The organism is Streptomyces sp. NPDC006372 (genome assembly GCF_040612515.1).
Lineage (GTDB): Bacteria > Actinomycetota > Actinomycetes > Streptomycetales > Streptomycetaceae > Streptomyces.
Map to the genome: position 1 here is coordinate 167,976 of NZ_JBEXQJ010000013.1, position 17,554 is coordinate 185,529.

The window sequence follows — 17,554 nt, forward strand, 5'->3', positions numbered from 1 at the left end:
CGGATGGTCGCTCAGTGACCGGAGGAGGGGGCCTGGCCGTGGCCGGTCAGGACGAGTTCCTTCGCCCGGCGGAACTCCTCGTCCGTCATGTCACCGCGGGCGCGGATCTCGGACAGCCTGGAGAGTTCGTCGACGCTGCTGGTCCGGCCGCCGGCCGCGGTCTCCCTGATGTAGGAGTTGAACTCCTCCTGCTGCGCACGTGCCTGCGCGACCTCCCGGCGGCCCATGTTCCTGCCGCGGGCGATCACGTAGACGAACACGCCCAGGAAGGGCAGCACGATGCAGAACACCAGCCAGCCGGCCTTCGCCCAGCCGCCGAGGTCGTCGTCGCGGAAGATGTCCAGGACGACGCGGAAGAGCAGGACGAACCACATGATCCACAGGAAGAACCAGAGCATGGTCCAGAAGGCGCTCAACAGGGGGAAGTCGTACGCCAGGTAGGTCTGTGCGCTCATGTCCGTCCTCCGTTCCGAGCGCTCGGCGGCGGCGTCGCCGCGCCGACTCTCAGCGTGCCCACGGCAACTGCCCGTCGGCCTCACCCCCCAGGGGTGAGCCTGCGTGCGGCCAGGACGTCGTGTGTGTCAGGCCGTGTCGGCGGGCCCCTGCCGCCCGCCCCCGATGCCCGCCCGGTGCAGTGCGGCCCGCCACGCGAGGGCGACCGCCGCCTCCGCCAGGCCCAGCAGGACCAGCCACAGGCCGAGCAGCCGGGTCAGGACCCGGGCCGACTCGGTGGGCAGGGCGAGGACCACGATCCCCGCGACGATCCCGATCACCGCGACGCCCAGGAGGATGCCGCGATGCGGCAGGTCCCTGGCGACGACGGCCGTGTAGAGGGTGAGGACGCCGGACACGAGCCAGACGACGCCGACGATCAACGACAGCGCGGCGATGGTCTGCAACGGGTGCCGCAGGCACAGCACCCCGGCCAGGATGTACAGCACCGCCAGCAGCAGTTCCGGGAGCCGCTCGCCGTGCTCCTCCCGGGCGAACACGGCCACGAACCGGAACCCGCCGGTGACCAGCAGGTACAGGCCGAGGAGGACCGCCAGGACGTGCAGGGTCGCGTCCGGCCAGACCAGCATCAAGATGCCGGGTATCAGGGTGGCGACGGCCGAGCCCATGATCCAGGTCCAGGAACGGCCCAGGCGCGCCAGCAGGTCCGCGGGGTCGCCCGCGGGAGGGAACCCCGTCTCGTCGGGCCCGGCTTCGGGGCCCGTACGCGGTGCGGGGCCGGACGACGAGGTCATGGCGCCTCCTCGCGGTTCGTCGCGCGGTCGTCTCGCGTTCGAGCCGGCCGTTCCCGGACCGCCGACGGGCGGTGTGCGGGAACCTGACAAGCTCAGCGTCCGGTGTCCGCGCGCCGGCCGGGTCACCCACGACGGGTGATACCCGCACCGCACCGCCCCGTGTCAGCGCTCCGGCAGCTGCCGCATCTCCACGACGCGCAGGCCCAGCGACTGGAAGCGGGCCAGCAGCCCGTACAGGTGCGCCTCGTCGACGACGGGGCCGTACAGGACGGTCTGGCCGGACATCGTCACGTGACCCAGCTCGGGGAACGCCTTCGTCAGCGTTTCCGACATGTGTCCCTCAACGCGGATCTCGTAGCGCATGAGCTGTTCTCCCGCGGGTGGCCGTAGGGGAGAGGCGACCGAAGCTGCCTACTCCCGATCGTCGGCCCCGAGGCCGGTGCGGACTTCACCCGGCGGAGGTGACCTGGTGGCCGGTGATCCTCACTGTTTGAGCGCCGGCTTGAACCCGATGATCAGCAACCCGAGGACCAGATTGACCGAGGCCGTCCCGTACACGAGCCTCCACGACGCCCCGGCCCGCCGCGCCGCCGCCACGGACCAGCCGACCTGCCCGGCCACCGCCACGGAGACGGCCAGCCAGCCGGCGCCCTGCACGTCCAGGCCCAGCAGCGGACTGACCGCCACGGCGACGGCCGGCGGGACGGCGGCCTTGACGATCGGCCACTCGTCGCGGCACACGTGCAGCACGGTCCGGCGGTCCGGCCTCTGCTCGGCCAGCCGCGCCCCGAACAACTGGGCGTGCACGTGCGCGACCCAGAACACCACGCCGGTGAGCAGCAGCAGCGCCACCAACTCGGCACGCGGGAAGTCGCCCAGTGTGCCGGCGCCGATCACCACGGAGGCGGCGAGCAGGGAACCGTAGACACCGCCCGTGTAGTTCACATGGGCCCGGCTTTCGGCACGGGCGGCCGAGGCCTCGGCGGGTTCGGTCCTGCGCACCAGTGCCTCCTCCGGTCGGCGCCCCGCTGCAGGCCTGTTCATGACGGAGTGTCCAGGACCGTCAGAACCGGGTCGTACCCAGGACAATCGGCGCACGCCGGCGTGTCACGTGTCCACGGCATCCGAAGCCCGGCGTTTCCGCCTCACCCGTCGTGGGGGAGCAGCAGCGCGCAGCCGCTGTGGAGCGTGATGCGGGTCGGTTCGAGGCCGACGGCGTCCAGGGGGGACTCCCCGGTGCCGGGGTTGCGGGCGTAGCGCGGATGGGCACCGCCGCTGATCTGCCAGCGGATGCGGTGCCCGGCCGGGAAGCGGTGGGCGGTGGAGCTCATGGGAACCGTGACCTCCGAGGGCGCCTCCCCCACGGTCTCCAGCTGGGCCAGCCCGTCGCAGACGTTGGTGGAGCGGCCTCGCTCGTCCACGTCGCACAGGCGGGTGAAGACGTCGGCGTACCCGGTGTCCGTGGAGACGGACAGCCGCGCGGAGACCGGGCCGAGGATCTCCACGGGTTCGGTCAGCGGCGGGCCGGTGAACGTCAGGACGTCCTCCCGGGCCTCCAGGTCGCTGTTGTCGCGGGGACCGGCCGTGCGGGAGAGCAGGGCGCCGCCGAGGGAGGGCGTCGGGTCGGCCGGATCGTAGCGGAAGGACGCCAGGGGCGGGGACGGCACCGACGCGGAGTCAGCGGGAGCTGCGGGGGCGCTCCGGGTCAGGTGCCCGTCCGGTGTGGCGAACCACGGGGCGGTGGCGGGGGACTGGGGCCAGTCGTCGAGGTCCCGCCAGGCGTCCTCGCCGCCGACGTGCACGCGCACACGGGTGGGACGCAGGCCGGAGCGGTCGCCGCACAGCTGCGCGCGCAGCCAGGCGAGGCTCTCGGCGAAGACCTCCGGCCAGCCCTGCTGCACCGCGGAGGTGTGGGTCCAGGGGCCGACGAGCAGGGCGGCCTCGCCCCCGGTCCGGCGCAGCCGGGCGTACTGCTCGAAGGTCTGGTCGACCAGGGCGTCGTGCCACCCGGTGATCAGACTCGTGGGGACGCTCAGTCCCTCGGCCGCCCGTGCCAGGGAAGCGCCGTCCCAGTACGGGTCGCCGGCGTCGGCGTGGGTCATCATGTCGTCCAGCCACGGCACCTCCCCGAGGGCGGACGCGTACGCCCCGCGCAGCGGCCGCGCGCCGACGATGTCGCGCATACGGCGCTGAAGACGCAGCGTCGCCTTGGCGAAGGGCGCGATCCCCCGGTGCTGGTGCGCCACACCCACGCCGACGAGGAGGGCGTTCTCCAGCCGGAGGGCACGGTCCGCGTGGAACAGGGCGTGCGGGTCGTGCAGGCCCACCTGCACCACCATCGCCTTCAGTTCCGGCGGCGGGTCGAGGGCGAGCGCCCACTGCACGTATCCCAGGTAGCTGGGGCCGACCGTCCCGAGGGTGCCGTCGAACCAGGGCTGGTCGCGCAGCCAGGACACCGTGGCGAGGCCGTCCGCGGCCTCGTTGCGCCAGTAGTGGAACGCGCCGCCGGAGCCGCCGGTGCCGCGGCAGCTCTGCAGGATCACGTGGAAGCCCTGCTCGGCGAAGAGCATGCCGTACTGGGGGGACCAGGGCAGACCCCTGCCGTAGGGCGAGCGCACCAGCAGGGTCGGGAAGTCGCCGTCCGCGCGGGGGAAGTAGTGGTCGGTGACCAGCGGGCTGCCGTCACCGGCCGGCACCACCAGCCCCGGCTCCCACCCGACCTCGTACCGCTTGGCCGGGAGACCGCGCCAGATCGCCCTCAGCATCCGTGAGGACAGCGGTGGCTTCCGGGCCGACGGTGTCCAGGCCGGCCTCGCCATGGCGTCGTGGGTGTGCGCTGTCATGGTTCCCCTCCTCGTTTTTCCGTACAGTGTACGGGAATGAGGGGTGTGACGGGAGGATGCTTGGATGACCTCCACAGCGGCCCGCGGCGAACGGGCCCCGGTGACCGGCGGAAGGAGCACAGAGCCCGTGACGCGTGACGGCGGATCCGGCACCACAGGCGTCGACCCCGAACAGCTGTGGCTGAGCCCTGGTCAGCCCCGCAGAGGCCGCAGGCCCGCCTTCAGCCGCGAGGCGATCACGGCCGCGGCGGTGGCCCTGGCGGACGCCGAAGGGCTCGACGCGGTCACGATGCGAAGGGTGGCCGCGGAGGTCGGGGTGGCGGTCATGTCGCTCTACAGCTACGCCTCCGACAAGGAGACGCTGCTGGAGCTGATGGTCGACCATGTCAGCGGCGAACTGCCGGCGTCGGCCGCTCTCACCGGCGACTGGCGCACCGACCTGAAGGCCGTCGCCCACCACCAGCGCGACCTCATGCTCCGACACCCCTGGCTGCCCGCCGCCCTCTCCACCCGCCGCAGCCTCGGCCCCAACACCCTCGCGTTCCTGGAGCACGCCCTCGCCGCCCTGCGGCCCACGGGCCTGGACGGGGCGGCGAAGCTGGAGGTCTTCGCCCAGCTCACCGCGTTCGTCGCCGGGCACGTCGCCCACGAGCTCATGCAGGCGGCGGCCGTCCGGTCCCCCGACCGGGTCGCGGCCGAAGCCCGCTACCTCGCGACGGTCGCCGCGGACGGCCGCCATCCGGAACTGGCCGAGGCCCTCGCGGCCCCCGCCCGCCCCCTCACCCCAGAAGCCACCTTCAGCCGTTTCCTCAACCGCCTGATCGACGGCCTCGGCACCGACTGACCGCACGAGGTGTCCCATTCCGCACGTGTCGCCAAAATGGTAGTCATCAGGCCATTCGGCTCTCTTCCGGTGCATCGGAGACACTCATGGCGGATCTCAAATTCGAGCAGAAGCGCTCGCTGACCCGCCTCGAGGCGGCTGACCAGCTCACGGCACTCGCCGCCGCGCTGCGGGAAGGGGAGGACGCCGAGCTGGAACTCGCTCCCGGAACGCTGAGTCTGCGGATCCCGGACGACCTGCGCAGCGAGATCGAGGTCGAGATCGGTGAGGGGGAGATCGAGCTCGAGATCGAGTTCAAGTGGCCGACCACACCGACCCGGACAGCACCATCACGGACGGCCCCGGACACGGAGAAGCCCACCCGGCGCAAGAGCCAGCCCAAGAGTCAGCCCGCCAAGCCCGCCCGGAGCCGCACGACCACCAGCAGGAGCACAACCGGAAAGCGGACCTCCAAGACCTGATCGGCGACGGCGGCGCAGCCTCACCGGGCCACGGTCGCGAGAACGTCATGGCCCAGCCGCCGGATGACATCCGTGGCCAGCCGGTGGCGCACCAGCTTGCCGTCCCGCGCCGACCGCACCAGGCCCGCCTCCCGTAGGGTCCTGAGGGCGCGCGAGACCTGCGGCTCGCTGGAGCCGAGCCGGGCGGCGAGCTCGGAGGTGGTGATCGGCTCGCCCAGCAGATGGCGGCACAGCTCCATCCGGGCGGGCGAGGTCAGTGCCATCAGCCGGTCCTGCAGATCCCGCACGGTCAGCTGCCCGCCCGGGGCCGCGGCCGGCACCGGGTACTGCACCGCCACGCACGAGGGGTGCTCGTGCTTGACCGTGAGATGCGGCCACACCCGGGCGGACGGCACGAGCACGAGCGGCCGCGGAGCGACCTTCACCTCGTCGATCTGCAGCTTGTCCAGCCGTACCCGTTCCCCCGGACCGACCCGGGCCGCCGTCGGCAGCAGCTCGGCGAGAACGTCCGCGGGCGACCGGGTCGCGAGCCGGCGGCGTACCTCCCGAGCGTGGTCCTCCAGGACCGGCCGCAGCGCCCGCCAGTCCTCGGCGAAGAACGCCGTGTCGGCGGCCCGCAGCACCGCCAGCAGCCGGTCCCGCAGCTCCAGCGGTGCCGCCACCAGCTGCCGCGCCAGCTCACCGCGGGCGTAGGAGCGGCGCAGACAGCGGCGCGCGTACTCCTCCGCGGCGGCGCTGCCGGGGCGCAGTTCGCGGGCCGGCGGCACGGACATCGCGGTGGTGCCGAGGACCCCGGGCGCCACCAGCTCCAGGAACTCCTCGGCCGGCAGCGCCGCGACCGCCGCCAGCTCCTCGTCCAGGCCCGCCGCGAGCGGCACCGCCCGGGGAAAGAACAGACGGCAGCGGAAGCGGGCCCAGAGCGGGGCGAAGAAGAGGAGCTCGTCACCCAGATCCGGGTCCGCCGCGGCCGCGCGGGCCGCCCAGCCGGTGGCCTCCGGGTGGTGCTCCGGTTCGGCGAGCACATGCAGGCTCGCCATCAGTTCCGACAGTGCGCAGGGCCCGGCCACGAGATCCGCCGGGCCGAGCCCTCCGAGGTCGAGGACGATGCTCACGCTGTCACCGTACGGCGGGCCTCACCGCACCGGCGCCCCCGGGCCGAGCGGGAGGCCCACCAGGTACCAGGCGAAGAACAGCAGTACCCACACCGCCAGCATGATCATGGCGACCGGCAGGGTGAAGGAGACCAGGGTGCCGATGCCGGCCTTGCGGCGCAGGGTCTGCAGATAGCCGACGCAGAGCATGAACGAGGTGCTCATCGGGGTGATGGAGTTCGTGCAGGAGTCGGCGATCCGGTAGAGCGCCATGGTGGTGGCCGGCTGCGTGCCGAGCAGCATCAGCATCGGCACCAGCGCCGGGGCGACCAGGGTCCACAGGGCGGAGCCGGAGGTGATGAGCAGGTTCATCAGCCCGACCACGACGATCAGCAGCGTGAACAGCAGCAGCGTGGGCGCGCCCAGCCGCTTCAGGAAGTCCGCGCCCTCGACCGCGACGACCGTGGAGATGTTGGTCCACTTGAACAGGGCGAGGAACTGGGACACGGCGAAGAAGAGCACCAGCAGCGGGGCGATGGAACGGACCCCGTCGGCCATGAACTCCGGTATCGCGCGGCTGCCGCTGATCCGCCCGGTGAGCCGCCCGTACACGGTGCCGATGAGCAGGAAGAAGACGGTGAGGAAGACGGCGATGGCGTCCATGAAGGTGGACTCCACGATGGCGCCCCCCTCGCCGCGCAGCGGCGATGAGCCGGGCACCATCGCCAGCACGATCAGCCCGGCGTAGCCGAGCACGGCCACTCCGGTCAGCTTCAGGGCACGCAGTTCGGTGGCGTCGTCGACCCCGGCCGCGACCACCTGCCGCGCCGCCGCCTCCTCCAGATCCGCGTCGGGGACCAGCCGGTGCTCGCGCCTGGCGAGGATCTTGTCCACGACCAGGGCGATGGTGCCGGCCAGCACGAACGCCGAGACGGTGGTGAAGTACATGTTGTCCGTCGCGCGGACCACCACGTCCTTGTCGACGAGCTGCGCGGACTCCGTGGCCACGGACGCGAACAGCGCGTCACCGGGCGCGATCAGCGGGTTGGCGTCGCCCGCGGCGTTGATGGAGACGAACGCGACGATCATCCCGAGCATGGGGGAGCGCCCCACGGCCCGGAACGCCACCGCCCCCAGCGGTATGAGGACCACGTACGCGGAGTCCGACAGGAACTTCCCCAGTACGCCGCCCAGAGCCACCCCCAGCACCACCGACCGCGGGGACAGGCCCGACAGCGTCCGGCGGGCCAGTGCCTCGAAGAGCCCCGAACGCTCGGCGACCGCCACACCGAGCATCACCATCAGCACGATGCCGAGCGGGCCGAAGGTCACGAACGACTCCTCGGCGCCGGTGACCAGGTCCCGCACGGCGTTCGCCGACAGGGCGCTGCGCACGCCCACCAGATCACCCGAGGACGGATCCTCGACCCGAAGCCCGGACACGTTCAGCACCCAGCTGACCAGGGCGACGACCCCGCCCAGGATCCAGAACAGCCAGAACGGATGAGGCAGCGCGTTTCCCGCACGCTCGACCAGGTCGAGGAGCCGGGAGCCCCGCCCTTCCTCGCCGGGCTCGGGGGCCCGCACCTCCTGGGTGCGGTGGACGGGTGTGCTCATGGCGGGCTCCTGAGGCAAGGGAGGAGACGGAAAGGGAGGCGGCAAGGGAGGAAAGGGAAGGAGGGAGGGGAAGGGGGAGGGGGAGGAAAGGGAGAAATCAGGACGGGAAGTCCTGCTTGCGCTGCACAGTAGGACCCGCGTCCGCTCGCGTCACCGTCCGGCGCCACAGTTGACCTCATGACGTCAAGTGATCGCCCCTGCCCCGGGCGACTGCCTAGCGTCACGAGCGTGACCTCGTACGACACACCCCACACCACCGCCCCCACCGGTACCGGCCGACCGGAGTCCCTCCAGGACGGCGCCCTGTGGCGCCGCACGCTCCACGTCCCGATGCGGGACGGCGTCACCCTCGCCGCCGACCTGTACTCGGCCTCGCCCGCGCCGGAGACGACCGCGCTCCCGGTGCTCCTCGAGCGCACCCCCTACGGCCGGCGCGCCCAGCGAGGCTCGGACCAGGACCGCGCCGACGCGCCGCTCCCGAGGCCGGAGGACATCGCCCGCCACTTCACCGACGCCGGCTACCACGTCGTACGACAGGACTGCCGGGGCCGGGGCGACTCCGAGGGCACCTTCGTGAAGTACCTCGGCGAGGGCCCGGACGGTGCGGACACGATCGCCTGGATCAGGGAACAGCCGTGGTGCGACGGCCGGGTCGTGATGACGGGCGTGTCCTACTCGGCGCACTGCCAGGCCGCCGCGGCCGCCGAGGGCACCTCGGGCCTCGCGGCCATGTTCCAGGACTCGGGCGGCTTCTCCTCGGCGTACGACGCGGGGTTGCGCATGGGCGGCGCCTTCGAGCTGAAGCAGGTGACCTGGGCCCTGCGGCAGGCGCTGCGCAGCCCGGAGGCGGCGTCGGACCCGGTGCTGTCGGAGGCGTTGCTGCGGGTGGACGTGGCGGGCTGGTTCGCGGCCCTCCCCTGGCGCCCCGGCTGCACCCCGCTGCGCCACCTCCCCGCGTACGAGGACTACCTGCTGGAACAGTGGCGCCAGGACACGTTCGGCGACTACTACCGCACCCCGGCGATCTACGGCCGGGGTTTCTACGACCGCTTCCCGGACGCGCCGAGCCTGCACATGGGCAGCTGGTACGACCCCTACGTCCGCTCCACGATCGAGAACTTCACCGCCCTGCGGAAGCTGAAGTCGGCCCCCTCCTACCTGGTCATGGGGCCCTGGACACACGGCCACCGGTGCGAGACCCACTCCGGGGACGTGGACTTCGGCCCCCGCTCGACCCTCGACGGCAACCTGGCACCCTCGTACCTGGAGTTCCGCCGCCGCTGGTTCGACAGGGCGCTGGGCCGGGAAGACGCGGCCGGAGAAGACCTCCCGGCGGTCCAGTACTTCCTCATGGGCGGAGGCGACGGACGCAGGGACGCGGCGGGCCGGATGCGCCACGGCGGCACCTGGCGCACGGACACGCAGTGGCCCCCGGGGGCGACGTCCCCGGTGAACCTGTACCTGACCACCGACGGCGCCCTGTCCACCACCCCGCCCACCGCCCCCGTCGCATCGGTCACCTACGACTTCGACCCCCGCCACCCGGTCCCCACCATGGGCGGCCAGGTCACCTCGGGCGAACCGGTGATGACGGGCGGAGCGTACGACCAGAACGCCCCGGACGCCCGGGTCCACGGAGCCCGCGAGCCCTACCTCCCCCTGGACTCCCGCCCGGACGTGATCAGCCTGAGCACCCCACCCCTGGAACGGGACGTGGTCCTGGCCGGCCCGGTCTCGGCCCGGCTCCACATCTCCACGTCGGCCCCCGACACCGACTTCACCATCAAGCTCATCGACGTCCACCCGCCCAACGCCGACTATCCCCACGGCTTCGCCATGAACCTCACGGACGGCATCGTCCGCTGCCGCTTCCACCGCTCCTGGGAGCACCCGGAGCCGCTCACCCCCGGCAGGATCTACGAGATCGAGGTGACGGCCCCCGACACGGCCAACCTCTTCGCCACCGGCCACCGCATCCGCCTGGACATCTCCTCCAGCAACTTCCCCCGCTTCGACGTCAACACCAACACAGGCGAACCCGAGGCAACGGCCCGCCGCACCCGGACGGCGACGAACACGGTCCACATGGACGCGGGGCGTCCCTCCCATCTGCGGGTGTGGCTGGAGGGGGGAGCGTCCGCGCTGGAACGGCCGGACGACACGGAGCCCACCAGGAAGATGCGGAAATGATCCACGAGACCGAAGACATCGAGCAGGAGCGCGACCGGCTGTCGCACACGCCGTCACCGGAAGACGTGCCCCCGGTCCTGTGCGTCTTCGACCTCCGAACAACCTGCCCGGTCGAGGAGTTCAGCCTCAGGGTGCGCTCCGTGCTCGGTCCCGCCCTTCGGTTGGCGGTCACGCAGTCGTTCGAAGGGGAGGACCTGCCTGCCGGCGAGATCCCGGACTGGTTCGCGGCCGTCCTCACGACGTACGCCGTCGGTCAGCCCGCGGTCCGGGACGTGCCGGTGATCGGCCAGGAGGTGAGGGACACCGCCTCCCCGCAGTCCTTGGTGTCCTGGGTTCCGCGGCACACCTTCAGCTCGCCGGTCGTCGTCGGCAGGTAGGAACCCAGCCGGATGTTCACCGGCACTGAACCGGCGCCGCACTGCGTTGTCAGTCTCTTGTAGGGCGCCGGGACAAGGTCGTGCATCCACTGCACCCAGACCGAGTAGCACTCGGATCCGCTGTTGCGCAGCTCTCCCTCGATCACGAGGGCTGAGAAGGGTGATCCGCTGTCACTCGGCTCGGTCCATCGCGTACCGGCCGCGGTGGCGGATCCGTGCGTCGCGGACCACTTGACGGGAGATGCCGTTGCACCACTGGTGGTGGCTGCCGCCGATCCTCCTGAGACGGACAGGGCGGCGACCAGGGCCGCACCCGCGCACAGGGCTCGACTGGCGAGTCGGACGGTCATCGGTGATCACCTCGGCTTCGAGAGGTCGTACGGGATCGATCAAGGCACTGCTGCGGAAAGTTCAATCCGTCCCCCTCGAACCGATGTGTTCTCCCGAGGGGTGACAAACGCGTGCGGTCGACACGCCCTCCGGTTTGGCGATCAAGAGCCTCACATGTTCGAACGCGCCCGGACAAGATCCGGCAACGACTTGACCGAACATCGGCTGTACGCCTCGAATTCGGTTGACCGGCCCACCGAAGAGGGGTAGGGCGGTTCATTCCGGGGGAGATCATGACGAGCCTGAGTAACGATTCATCGCTGGTCGTGCCCGACGCTCGATCCACTGCTGTAGGCGAAGCAGCCCCGGGTGTTATTGAATGAATTGTCCGGTCAAGAGCGCCGGGTTCCTGTCGCACGGGTTCTGATACGGCCCCGGCACTGCGCCGGGGTTGGCGAGCGAGCTTGAGAGAGCCGCATGGACTCCACATCCTCACCCTCCCCTTCCCCTTCGTCCTCGTCACCGTTCGACACGGTCAGCAGCGCCTTGGGGCGGTACATCCCGCGCCGCAGCGGAGCGGCAGCCGCCACCGATTCCACCGACGCGCGGCCCGCCCGCCCCGCCCGCCCCCGTGTACCTCCGACCCCGGCCCCGGGTCCTCAGGAGCAGATCCTCGGCGCGGTCAATTTGGACCAGGACCTGAAAATCACCGGCTGCAACCTGGACGCCCCCGTTTTCGCGGGGCTGGACGCCGTGATCGGCAGCCCTTTCGTCGATCTCCTGCCGTCCGGGGACGTACCGACGGTCACCCGGCGGTTGCGGCAGGTCCTCGACACCGGTGAGCCGCACGTCGCCCGCGTCCAGCGCCTGCGCCGCGCCGACGGGTCGGAGCTGGTGGTCTCGATGAGCATCCTGGCGGCCGCGGCACCCCAGGAGGGCCTGACCGTCTCCCTGATCGCCATGGCCAGGAGGCTGCACCTGTACGCCGCCGAGACCGCGATCGGCACCTCCCTGGACATCGGCGAGACCGCCCAGTCGCTCGCGGAGTCCCTGCTGGCCTGGGGAGACGTGGCCGCCGTCGACCTCGACTTCGCCGTCTGGACGGGTGAGGGGGTCGCCGAGCGGCCGCAGGGACGCATCCGGCTGCGACGGGCGGCCCTGGTGCCGGACCGGGTGTGGCCCGAGGGCTACGCGACTCCGGGTGAGGACCTTCCCCGCGACGCGAGCCGCCTGCTGTCGCAAGCGATACGCCGTGACGATGCCGCACAGGCCCTCGTCATACCCGACCGGGCGGCGATCGAGCGGGTCCTCGGCAGTCCGCGCCTGGTACGCGCGCTGGTGCCCAGCGACCGGGCGGCGGGCGTGGCGTGCATACCGCTGATCCTGGACGGCACGCCGCCCGTCGTGCTGGGCCTGGCGGAGATCTGGCGGCGGGCGGACCGCCCCTTCGGCGACGGCGAACTGCTGGACCTCCAGGAACTGGTGGCCAGGACCTCCCACCACGTCGACCTGGCCCGCCGGCACCAGCGCGAGCACACGCAGGTGCTGGCCCTGCAGCGCCGTCTCCTCCCGCGGACCAGCGGCGACACCATCGAGACCGCCAGCGTCTACCAGCCGGCGACCCCCGACAGCGCGGGCGTCGGCGGTGACTGGGTGAACAGCTTCCCGCTGCCGGACGGCCGTACCGCGCTGGTGGTCGGTGACGTCGTCGGGCACGGCCTGGGGGCCGCGGCGACCATGGGGCAGCTGAGCATGGAGGCCCGGGCACTGCTCTCCGCCGGGCTGGCGCCCGACGAGGTGCTGGAGCACCTGGACGAGACCGTGTCGCTCCTGGACGACGCGGAGTCCGGGCTGGCGGCCGGCTACAGCGCCCTCGGGTCGACCTGCTGCATCGCCGTCTACGACCCGGTCAGCCACCGCGTCGCGCTCTCCAGCGCCGGCCACCTCCCACCGGTCCTGGTGCCCCCGGACGGACCGGCCGGCCCGGTCGCCGTCGGTCCCCACCCCGGCCTGGGCGCCGAGTTCGCGTTGCGGGAGCCGTTCGGCGTGCACGCGTTCGCCGCACCACCGGGTTCACTGCTCGCCCTCTACACCGACGGCCTGGTGGAGGACCCCGCCGTATCGATCGACGAGGGCATCGGCAGGCTGACGGACGCCGTGGCCACCGTGCACCCCTGGGACGCCCTGCAGCAGGCCGCCCGGCACGTGGTGTCCGAGCTGGCGCCCGGACGCCGCCGCGACGACGTGACCCTGCTGCTCGCGCGCATGATCGGCTACCGCAAGGGGGACACCGCGACCTGGCGCCTGCCCGCCCGCGACGACGCCGCCGCCCGGGCCCGCACGCTGGTCTCCGCGCTGCTGCGGCAGTGGCGCACCAGGGACGTCACCCGGGACAGTGTGCTGCTGGTGGTCGACGAGCTGGTCGCCAACGCGGTCCGCTTCGCCACCGGGCCCCTCACGGTACGGCTGATCAGGACCGGTAACGGGCTGCTGTGCGAGGTGGGCGACACCGGCACCGGCAGGCCACGGCTGGGCCGGGGAGAGCTCCTCGACGACGGTGGCCGTGGTCTGCACGTCGTGCACAGACTCACCACCCGGTGGGGGGTGCGGTGGACGGACACCGGCAAGGTGGTCTGGGCGGCGGTCGCGAGGTGACGCGGCCGTGAGGTGACGCGGCCGTGAAGGGCGCGACCGTGAGGCCGCGCCGGGCGGCCCGGCCGCTGCTACGGGCTACAGCCACTGCCCTTCCAGGGCGGTGGCCGTGAGCCCCGGGGCCGCCGCGTACAGGACGGCACGACTGCCCGGCTCCAGCCCGGCGTCGTGCGCCCTGCGCAGGATGTCGAACACGGCGGCGCCTCCCCGGTTGCCGCTGGTGTAGCTGTCCCTGCTGTGGTCCAGCAGCCCCGACGGCCACCCGCCGGGCATCGTCTGCTCCATGTACTCCAGCACCCGGGTCCCGCCGGGATGCGCGAGCAGCACGTCGGGGTGCCAGGAGCCGGGATCGTCCTGGTACCGGGCGCGCAACCACTCCCACATGGCGGTCACCGTCTCCTGCACGGCCCGCGGCCCGCGCCGGTCCATCACGAAGTGGGTGCCGTCCGCCCGGGTCTCCAGGCGGTGCAGGTCCTGGGTGCCGGGCAGGGTGTGGTGCCAGGCGGAGTCCAGCCGCAGCACCGACTCGGGCCTCGGGCGGCCCGTGACCACCGCGGCGACCGCCGTGTCCGCGAACAGCAACCGGACGATCAACGATTCCAGAGTGTCGTCCGCGGGCTGATACGTCGTACTCAGCGCCTCCGCGATCACGACCAGGACCACCCGGTCGGGGTCCGCGGCCACGAGATCCGCCGCCAGTGCCAGGGAGCGGGTCCCGGCGATGCAGGCCCACTGCGTGGCCGGCAGCAGCATCACGTCCTGGCGCAGCGGGAGTCTGTCGGCCAGGGCGACGTCCAGCCCCGGCAGTGCCGGGGTCGTGGAGTTGCTGGTGATCAGGCAGTCGACGTCCGCCGCGTCCAGCCCGGCGATCTGCAGGGCCCCGCGCGCCGCACGCTCCCCGTAGGACCGCACGGCCTCCCAGGCCGGGGCGGTGCGTTCCTGGACGGTCTGCGGCACCGGTATCGCCTCGAGCGCGGCGATCACGCGGTCCACGTCCCGCTCGGAGAACCCGTCCCGGGCCAGCGCCTCCCGGGCCGGCCCGACGCCGGCGGCCAGGCCGCTCCCGGTGCCGGGCGCGACGGCGGTCTCCAGCGGCAGCATCCACCCGCGGTTCTCGATGCCGGTACTGGCCGCGATGCCGTCGATCCGCGGCGCCCACGCCGCGTGCGGGTGCCGCTCGCGCACTTCCGCGACGATCTGGCTGGTCTGCACGGTGTGCTCGCCGTGTATCACGGCAGGAGGGCACAGGTAAGCGGCCACGATGGGCACCTTTCTACGGGGAGCAGAGGGAAGAAGGGAGGGGGCGCGTCAAGTTGATGCCGGTATGCCCCACTTCGGGCGGCAACGCCCGGTCCGAGCATGGCCATCAAATGGACATTTCCGCTGTGACCTGAGCAACTTGAATCTCGTTTCGGGGCGTGACTCGCCACACACTCCAAAGGCCCCGGACCTTGTTCGGTCCGGGGCCTTTGCGCTGATCGACGCAGGTCGGTTCGGCTCAGTCGCCGATCCGCGGCAGGAGGGAGAAGATCCTGCCACCGTCCCGTGCGACCAACACGTCCTCATAGAGCATGAGTTGGGGCGGGCCCCCGAACCCGGGCTTCGGCTTGCCGGTGTCGACGTGACCGCGCCAGACCTGCTCACCCGTACGCAGATCGAGTCCTGACAGGTCTCCGGTCGGGCTGAAGAAGTACACGACCCCCTGCCCCTCCGACACGGCGGGAGACGCCATGCCCCGCATCGTGTTCTCGCCGGGCACCTTGACGCCCACCGGGCGGGTCCACAGGGTCTTCCCCGTGGTCAGCGAGTAGGCCGAGGCCTTCCCCTGCCGGGACACGGAGATCAGACGGTCACCGGCGACCTCCGACGCGGCCACCGCACCCTGGGGCCGATAGGGGTGCGAGGTCCGCTGCCCGGAGCCGCTGACGGTCATCAGCTCCAGGTCCTTGCCGCCCGCTTCCTTCGCCGCCATCAGGACCATCCGCCCCTGCGAGGTCCCGACGAGCTCCGCCCTGCCCGGGACGGTCGTGACCTTCCTGGCGCTGCCGGTGGCGGGGTCGAGGCGGAAGACGTCCGTGTCGCCCGGCTTCTCGGTGTCCGGCGTGCACAGGAGATAGGGCGCACCGCTCAGCACCGCCCGTTGGCACACGATGCCCTTGTCCCAGGTGTGGTGCCACTTCTCCTTGCCGGTCCGCGGATCGAGGGCCGACATCGTGCGAACCGTCGGGGTGTTCGCCAGCACCGCGCCGTCGATGAGCATGGCGGCCTGGTCGGTGCGGTCGTCCTGCGGCATCTCGACCGTCCACAGCACATCCCCGCTGTCGGCGTCCACCGCCATCAGGTCCGTACCGCCGTAGTAGTCCCCGTCGGGCAGGTTCTCCGTGGTGTGGTTGCGGTAGGCGTAGACCACCCCGTCGCGCGCGGCGAACGGATGGTCGAACCCGTCGCCTTCACGATTGACCCCGACCGTCCACAGCCGCTCGCCGGTCTTGGCGTCGAACTTCGCGACGTCGTACTTGGACCCGGCGCAGTACAGCGCGGAACCGTCCACCAGACAGCCCCGCTCGGTGCCGCCCGGGACACCGCTCTGCCACGGCTTCCAGCCCTCCGGCGCAGTCGCCGGCGACGCCGCCGGCCGCACCGGCCGGTCGTGCTCGCCCGCACCACCGCCCCCGACACCGACCACCGCGCCCACGCTGATCGCGGCAACGGCGACCGCCGCCCCCGCGGCCTGCGAGAAACGGCGCCGACTGCGCCGCCGCAGCACCTTCTCGACCAGGTCGCCGGGCGCCCGCACCCCGTCCAGGGCGACCGCGTCCAGCGTCTCCCGGATCTTCCGTTCCACCCGCTCCGTCGTCATCCCCGGACCTCCTTCGGCGCGTAGCCGACCGACTGGACCTGTTCCGCGGGCCCTTCGGGCCCGAGCTCCGGTACGAGCGCGCGGAGCTTGGCGAGCGACCGGTGCGCCGTACTGCGCACCGTGCCGACCGGGCAGCCCAGCAGGGCCGCGACCTCGGCCTCCGGCAGGTCCTCGACGTAGCGCAGTACGACCACGGCCCGCTGGCGTTTCGTCAGCCGGCCGAGCGCCGCCCACACCGCGATCCGCAACTCGGACTCCGCCCCGGCGTCGGCGTCCGTGCCGGAGTCGGGCAGCACGGGCACCGTCGTCTCGGCCCGGTGCCTGCGCAGCCGCCAGCGGTTGACCTGCTGGCGGTACATGACCTTGCGGACATAGGCCTCGTGTTGCTCGATGTGCGCCCAGCGTCCGTACGCCTTCATCAACGCGATCTGCAGCAGATCCTCCGCGGCATGCCGGTCCCCTCCGGTGAGCAGCACCGCGAGCCGCAGCAGCGCGGTGGAGCGCATCGCTACGAACTCCCGGAACTCGTCGTGATTCGAGCCCTTCATGACCCTCCCCTTCTCGAACGACCACGACGCGACGAGCCACCCGCGGCTATCCCTCAGCGAGCGAAAATGTGGAGCCCGTTTCACCCGCCGTCCCTCGGCTGCGGTCGGTGAAACCGGGCTGAAAGGCCGTTGAGCGCGGCGCACCGCAGACTCCGGGGCATGACGACAACGACCCACGCATCCGCCATCGCGGTCACGGGGCTGCGGAAGTCCTTCGGGGACAAGCAGGTCCTCGACGGCATCGACCTGCACGTGCCCACGGGCACGATCTTCTCCCTCCTCGGCCCGAACGGCGCCGGCAAGACCACCGCAGTGAAGATCCTCTCCACGCTCATCACCGCCGACGCCGGGGACCTCCGGGTCGGCGGCCACGACCTCGCCACCGCCCCGCACGCCGTACGCGCCGCGATCGGCGTCACCGGACAGTTCTCCGCCGTCGACGGCCTGATCACCGGCGAGGAGAACATGCTCCTCATGGCGGACCTGCACCACCT

At 71.9% G+C, this 17,554-nt stretch carries 16 protein-coding genes; 6 read left to right on the forward strand and 10 right to left on the reverse strand.

The window, feature by feature from the left end; translation table 11 throughout:
* Positions 1–11: 11 nt before the first annotated feature.
* From ABZ016_RS21185 to ABZ016_RS21205, 5 genes are all read right to left on the reverse strand, one after another.
* Positions 12–455, reverse strand: a complete 444-nt coding sequence (locus ABZ016_RS21185; protein ID WP_356918183.1) for an SHOCT domain-containing protein — start codon at positions 453–455, stop codon at positions 12–14.
* Positions 456–581: 126 nt separating this feature from the next.
* A complete protein-coding gene (locus ABZ016_RS21190) occupies positions 582–1,247 on the reverse strand; it encodes a DUF308 domain-containing protein (RefSeq protein WP_356918184.1) in 666 nt (221 codons plus the stop codon).
* 162 nt (positions 1,248–1,409) lie between these two features.
* Positions 1,410–1,610 carry a hypothetical protein gene (locus ABZ016_RS21195; protein ID WP_356918185.1) on the reverse strand — a complete coding sequence of 67 codons (201 nt, stop codon included), beginning with the start codon at positions 1,608–1,610 and terminating at the stop codon, positions 1,410–1,412.
* A gap of 120 nt (positions 1,611–1,730) precedes the next feature.
* Entirely contained in the window at positions 1,731–2,249 is a 519-nt protein-coding gene (locus ABZ016_RS21200) for a hypothetical protein (RefSeq protein ID WP_356918186.1), read from the reverse strand.
* A 143-nt stretch (positions 2,250–2,392) separates the two neighbouring features.
* A complete protein-coding gene (locus ABZ016_RS21205; RefSeq protein ID WP_356918187.1) occupies positions 2,393–4,090 on the reverse strand; it encodes a CocE/NonD family hydrolase in 1,698 nt (565 codons plus the stop codon).
* A gap of 127 nt (positions 4,091–4,217) precedes the next feature.
* Between ABZ016_RS21205 and ABZ016_RS21210 the strand changes: the two genes are divergently transcribed.
* Together ABZ016_RS21210 and ABZ016_RS21215 are read left to right on the forward strand one after the other, a co-directional pair.
* A complete protein-coding gene (locus ABZ016_RS21210) occupies positions 4,218–4,934 on the forward strand; it encodes a TetR/AcrR family transcriptional regulator (protein ID WP_356918204.1) in 717 nt (238 codons plus the stop codon).
* Between the two features lie 86 nt (positions 4,935–5,020).
* A complete protein-coding gene (locus ABZ016_RS21215) occupies positions 5,021–5,395 on the forward strand; it encodes an amphi-Trp domain-containing protein (protein WP_356918188.1) in 375 nt (124 codons plus the stop codon).
* Positions 5,396–5,415: 20 nt separating this feature from the next.
* Here the strand turns inward: ABZ016_RS21215 and ABZ016_RS21220 are convergent, their stop codons facing one another.
* Entirely contained in the window at positions 5,416–6,507 is a 1,092-nt protein-coding gene (locus ABZ016_RS21220; RefSeq protein ID WP_356918189.1) for a DUF5937 family protein, read from the reverse strand.
* 21 nt (positions 6,508–6,528) lie between these two features.
* The gene (locus ABZ016_RS21225) at positions 6,529–8,103 is read right to left on the reverse strand and encodes an AbgT family transporter (RefSeq protein ID WP_356918190.1); all 1,575 of its coding nucleotides are present in this window, start codon (positions 8,101–8,103) and stop codon (positions 6,529–6,531) included.
* Between the two features lie 228 nt (positions 8,104–8,331).
* Between ABZ016_RS21225 and ABZ016_RS21230 the strand changes: the two genes are divergently transcribed.
* The 3 genes from ABZ016_RS21230 to ABZ016_RS21240 all read left to right on the forward strand — a co-directional run bounded on the left by ABZ016_RS21230 (position 8,332) and on the right by ABZ016_RS21240 (position 13,655).
* Complete coding sequence (locus ABZ016_RS21230) at positions 8,332–10,293, forward strand: CocE/NonD family hydrolase (protein ID WP_356918191.1); 1,962 nt, start codon at positions 8,332–8,334, stop codon at positions 10,291–10,293.
* Positions 10,290–10,670, forward strand: coding sequence for a hypothetical protein (locus ABZ016_RS21235; protein WP_356918192.1), 381 nt, complete (start codon positions 10,290–10,292; stop codon positions 10,668–10,670). Before ABZ016_RS21230 ends, ABZ016_RS21235 begins: the two co-directional genes overlap by 4 nt.
* An 807-nt stretch (positions 10,671–11,477) precedes the next feature.
* Complete coding sequence (locus ABZ016_RS21240; protein ID WP_356918193.1) at positions 11,478–13,655, forward strand: SpoIIE family protein phosphatase; 2,178 nt, start codon at positions 11,478–11,480, stop codon at positions 13,653–13,655.
* A 75-nt stretch (positions 13,656–13,730) separates the two neighbouring features.
* On the opposite strand, the gene ABZ016_RS21245 is transcribed toward ABZ016_RS21240, so the two are convergent.
* The 3 genes from ABZ016_RS21245 to ABZ016_RS21255 form a co-directional block, all read right to left on the reverse strand.
* A complete protein-coding gene (locus ABZ016_RS21245; protein WP_356918194.1) occupies positions 13,731–14,912 on the reverse strand; it encodes a type III polyketide synthase in 1,182 nt (393 codons plus the stop codon).
* A gap of 238 nt (positions 14,913–15,150) precedes the next feature.
* Positions 15,151–16,512 carry a PQQ-binding-like beta-propeller repeat protein gene (locus tag ABZ016_RS21250; protein ID WP_356918195.1) on the reverse strand — a complete coding sequence of 454 codons (1,362 nt, stop codon included), beginning with the start codon at positions 16,510–16,512 and terminating at the stop codon, positions 15,151–15,153.
* Complete coding sequence (locus ABZ016_RS21255; protein WP_356918196.1) at positions 16,509–17,060, reverse strand: SigE family RNA polymerase sigma factor; 552 nt, start codon at positions 17,058–17,060, stop codon at positions 16,509–16,511. The genes ABZ016_RS21250 and ABZ016_RS21255 overlap by 4 nt, the downstream gene beginning before the upstream one ends.
* A gap of 159 nt (positions 17,061–17,219) precedes the next feature.
* Here ABZ016_RS21255 and ABZ016_RS21260 point away from each other — a divergent pair.
* The coding region (locus tag ABZ016_RS21260; protein WP_356918197.1) for an ATP-binding cassette domain-containing protein at positions 17,220–17,554 on the forward strand (335 nt) is incomplete at its 3' end.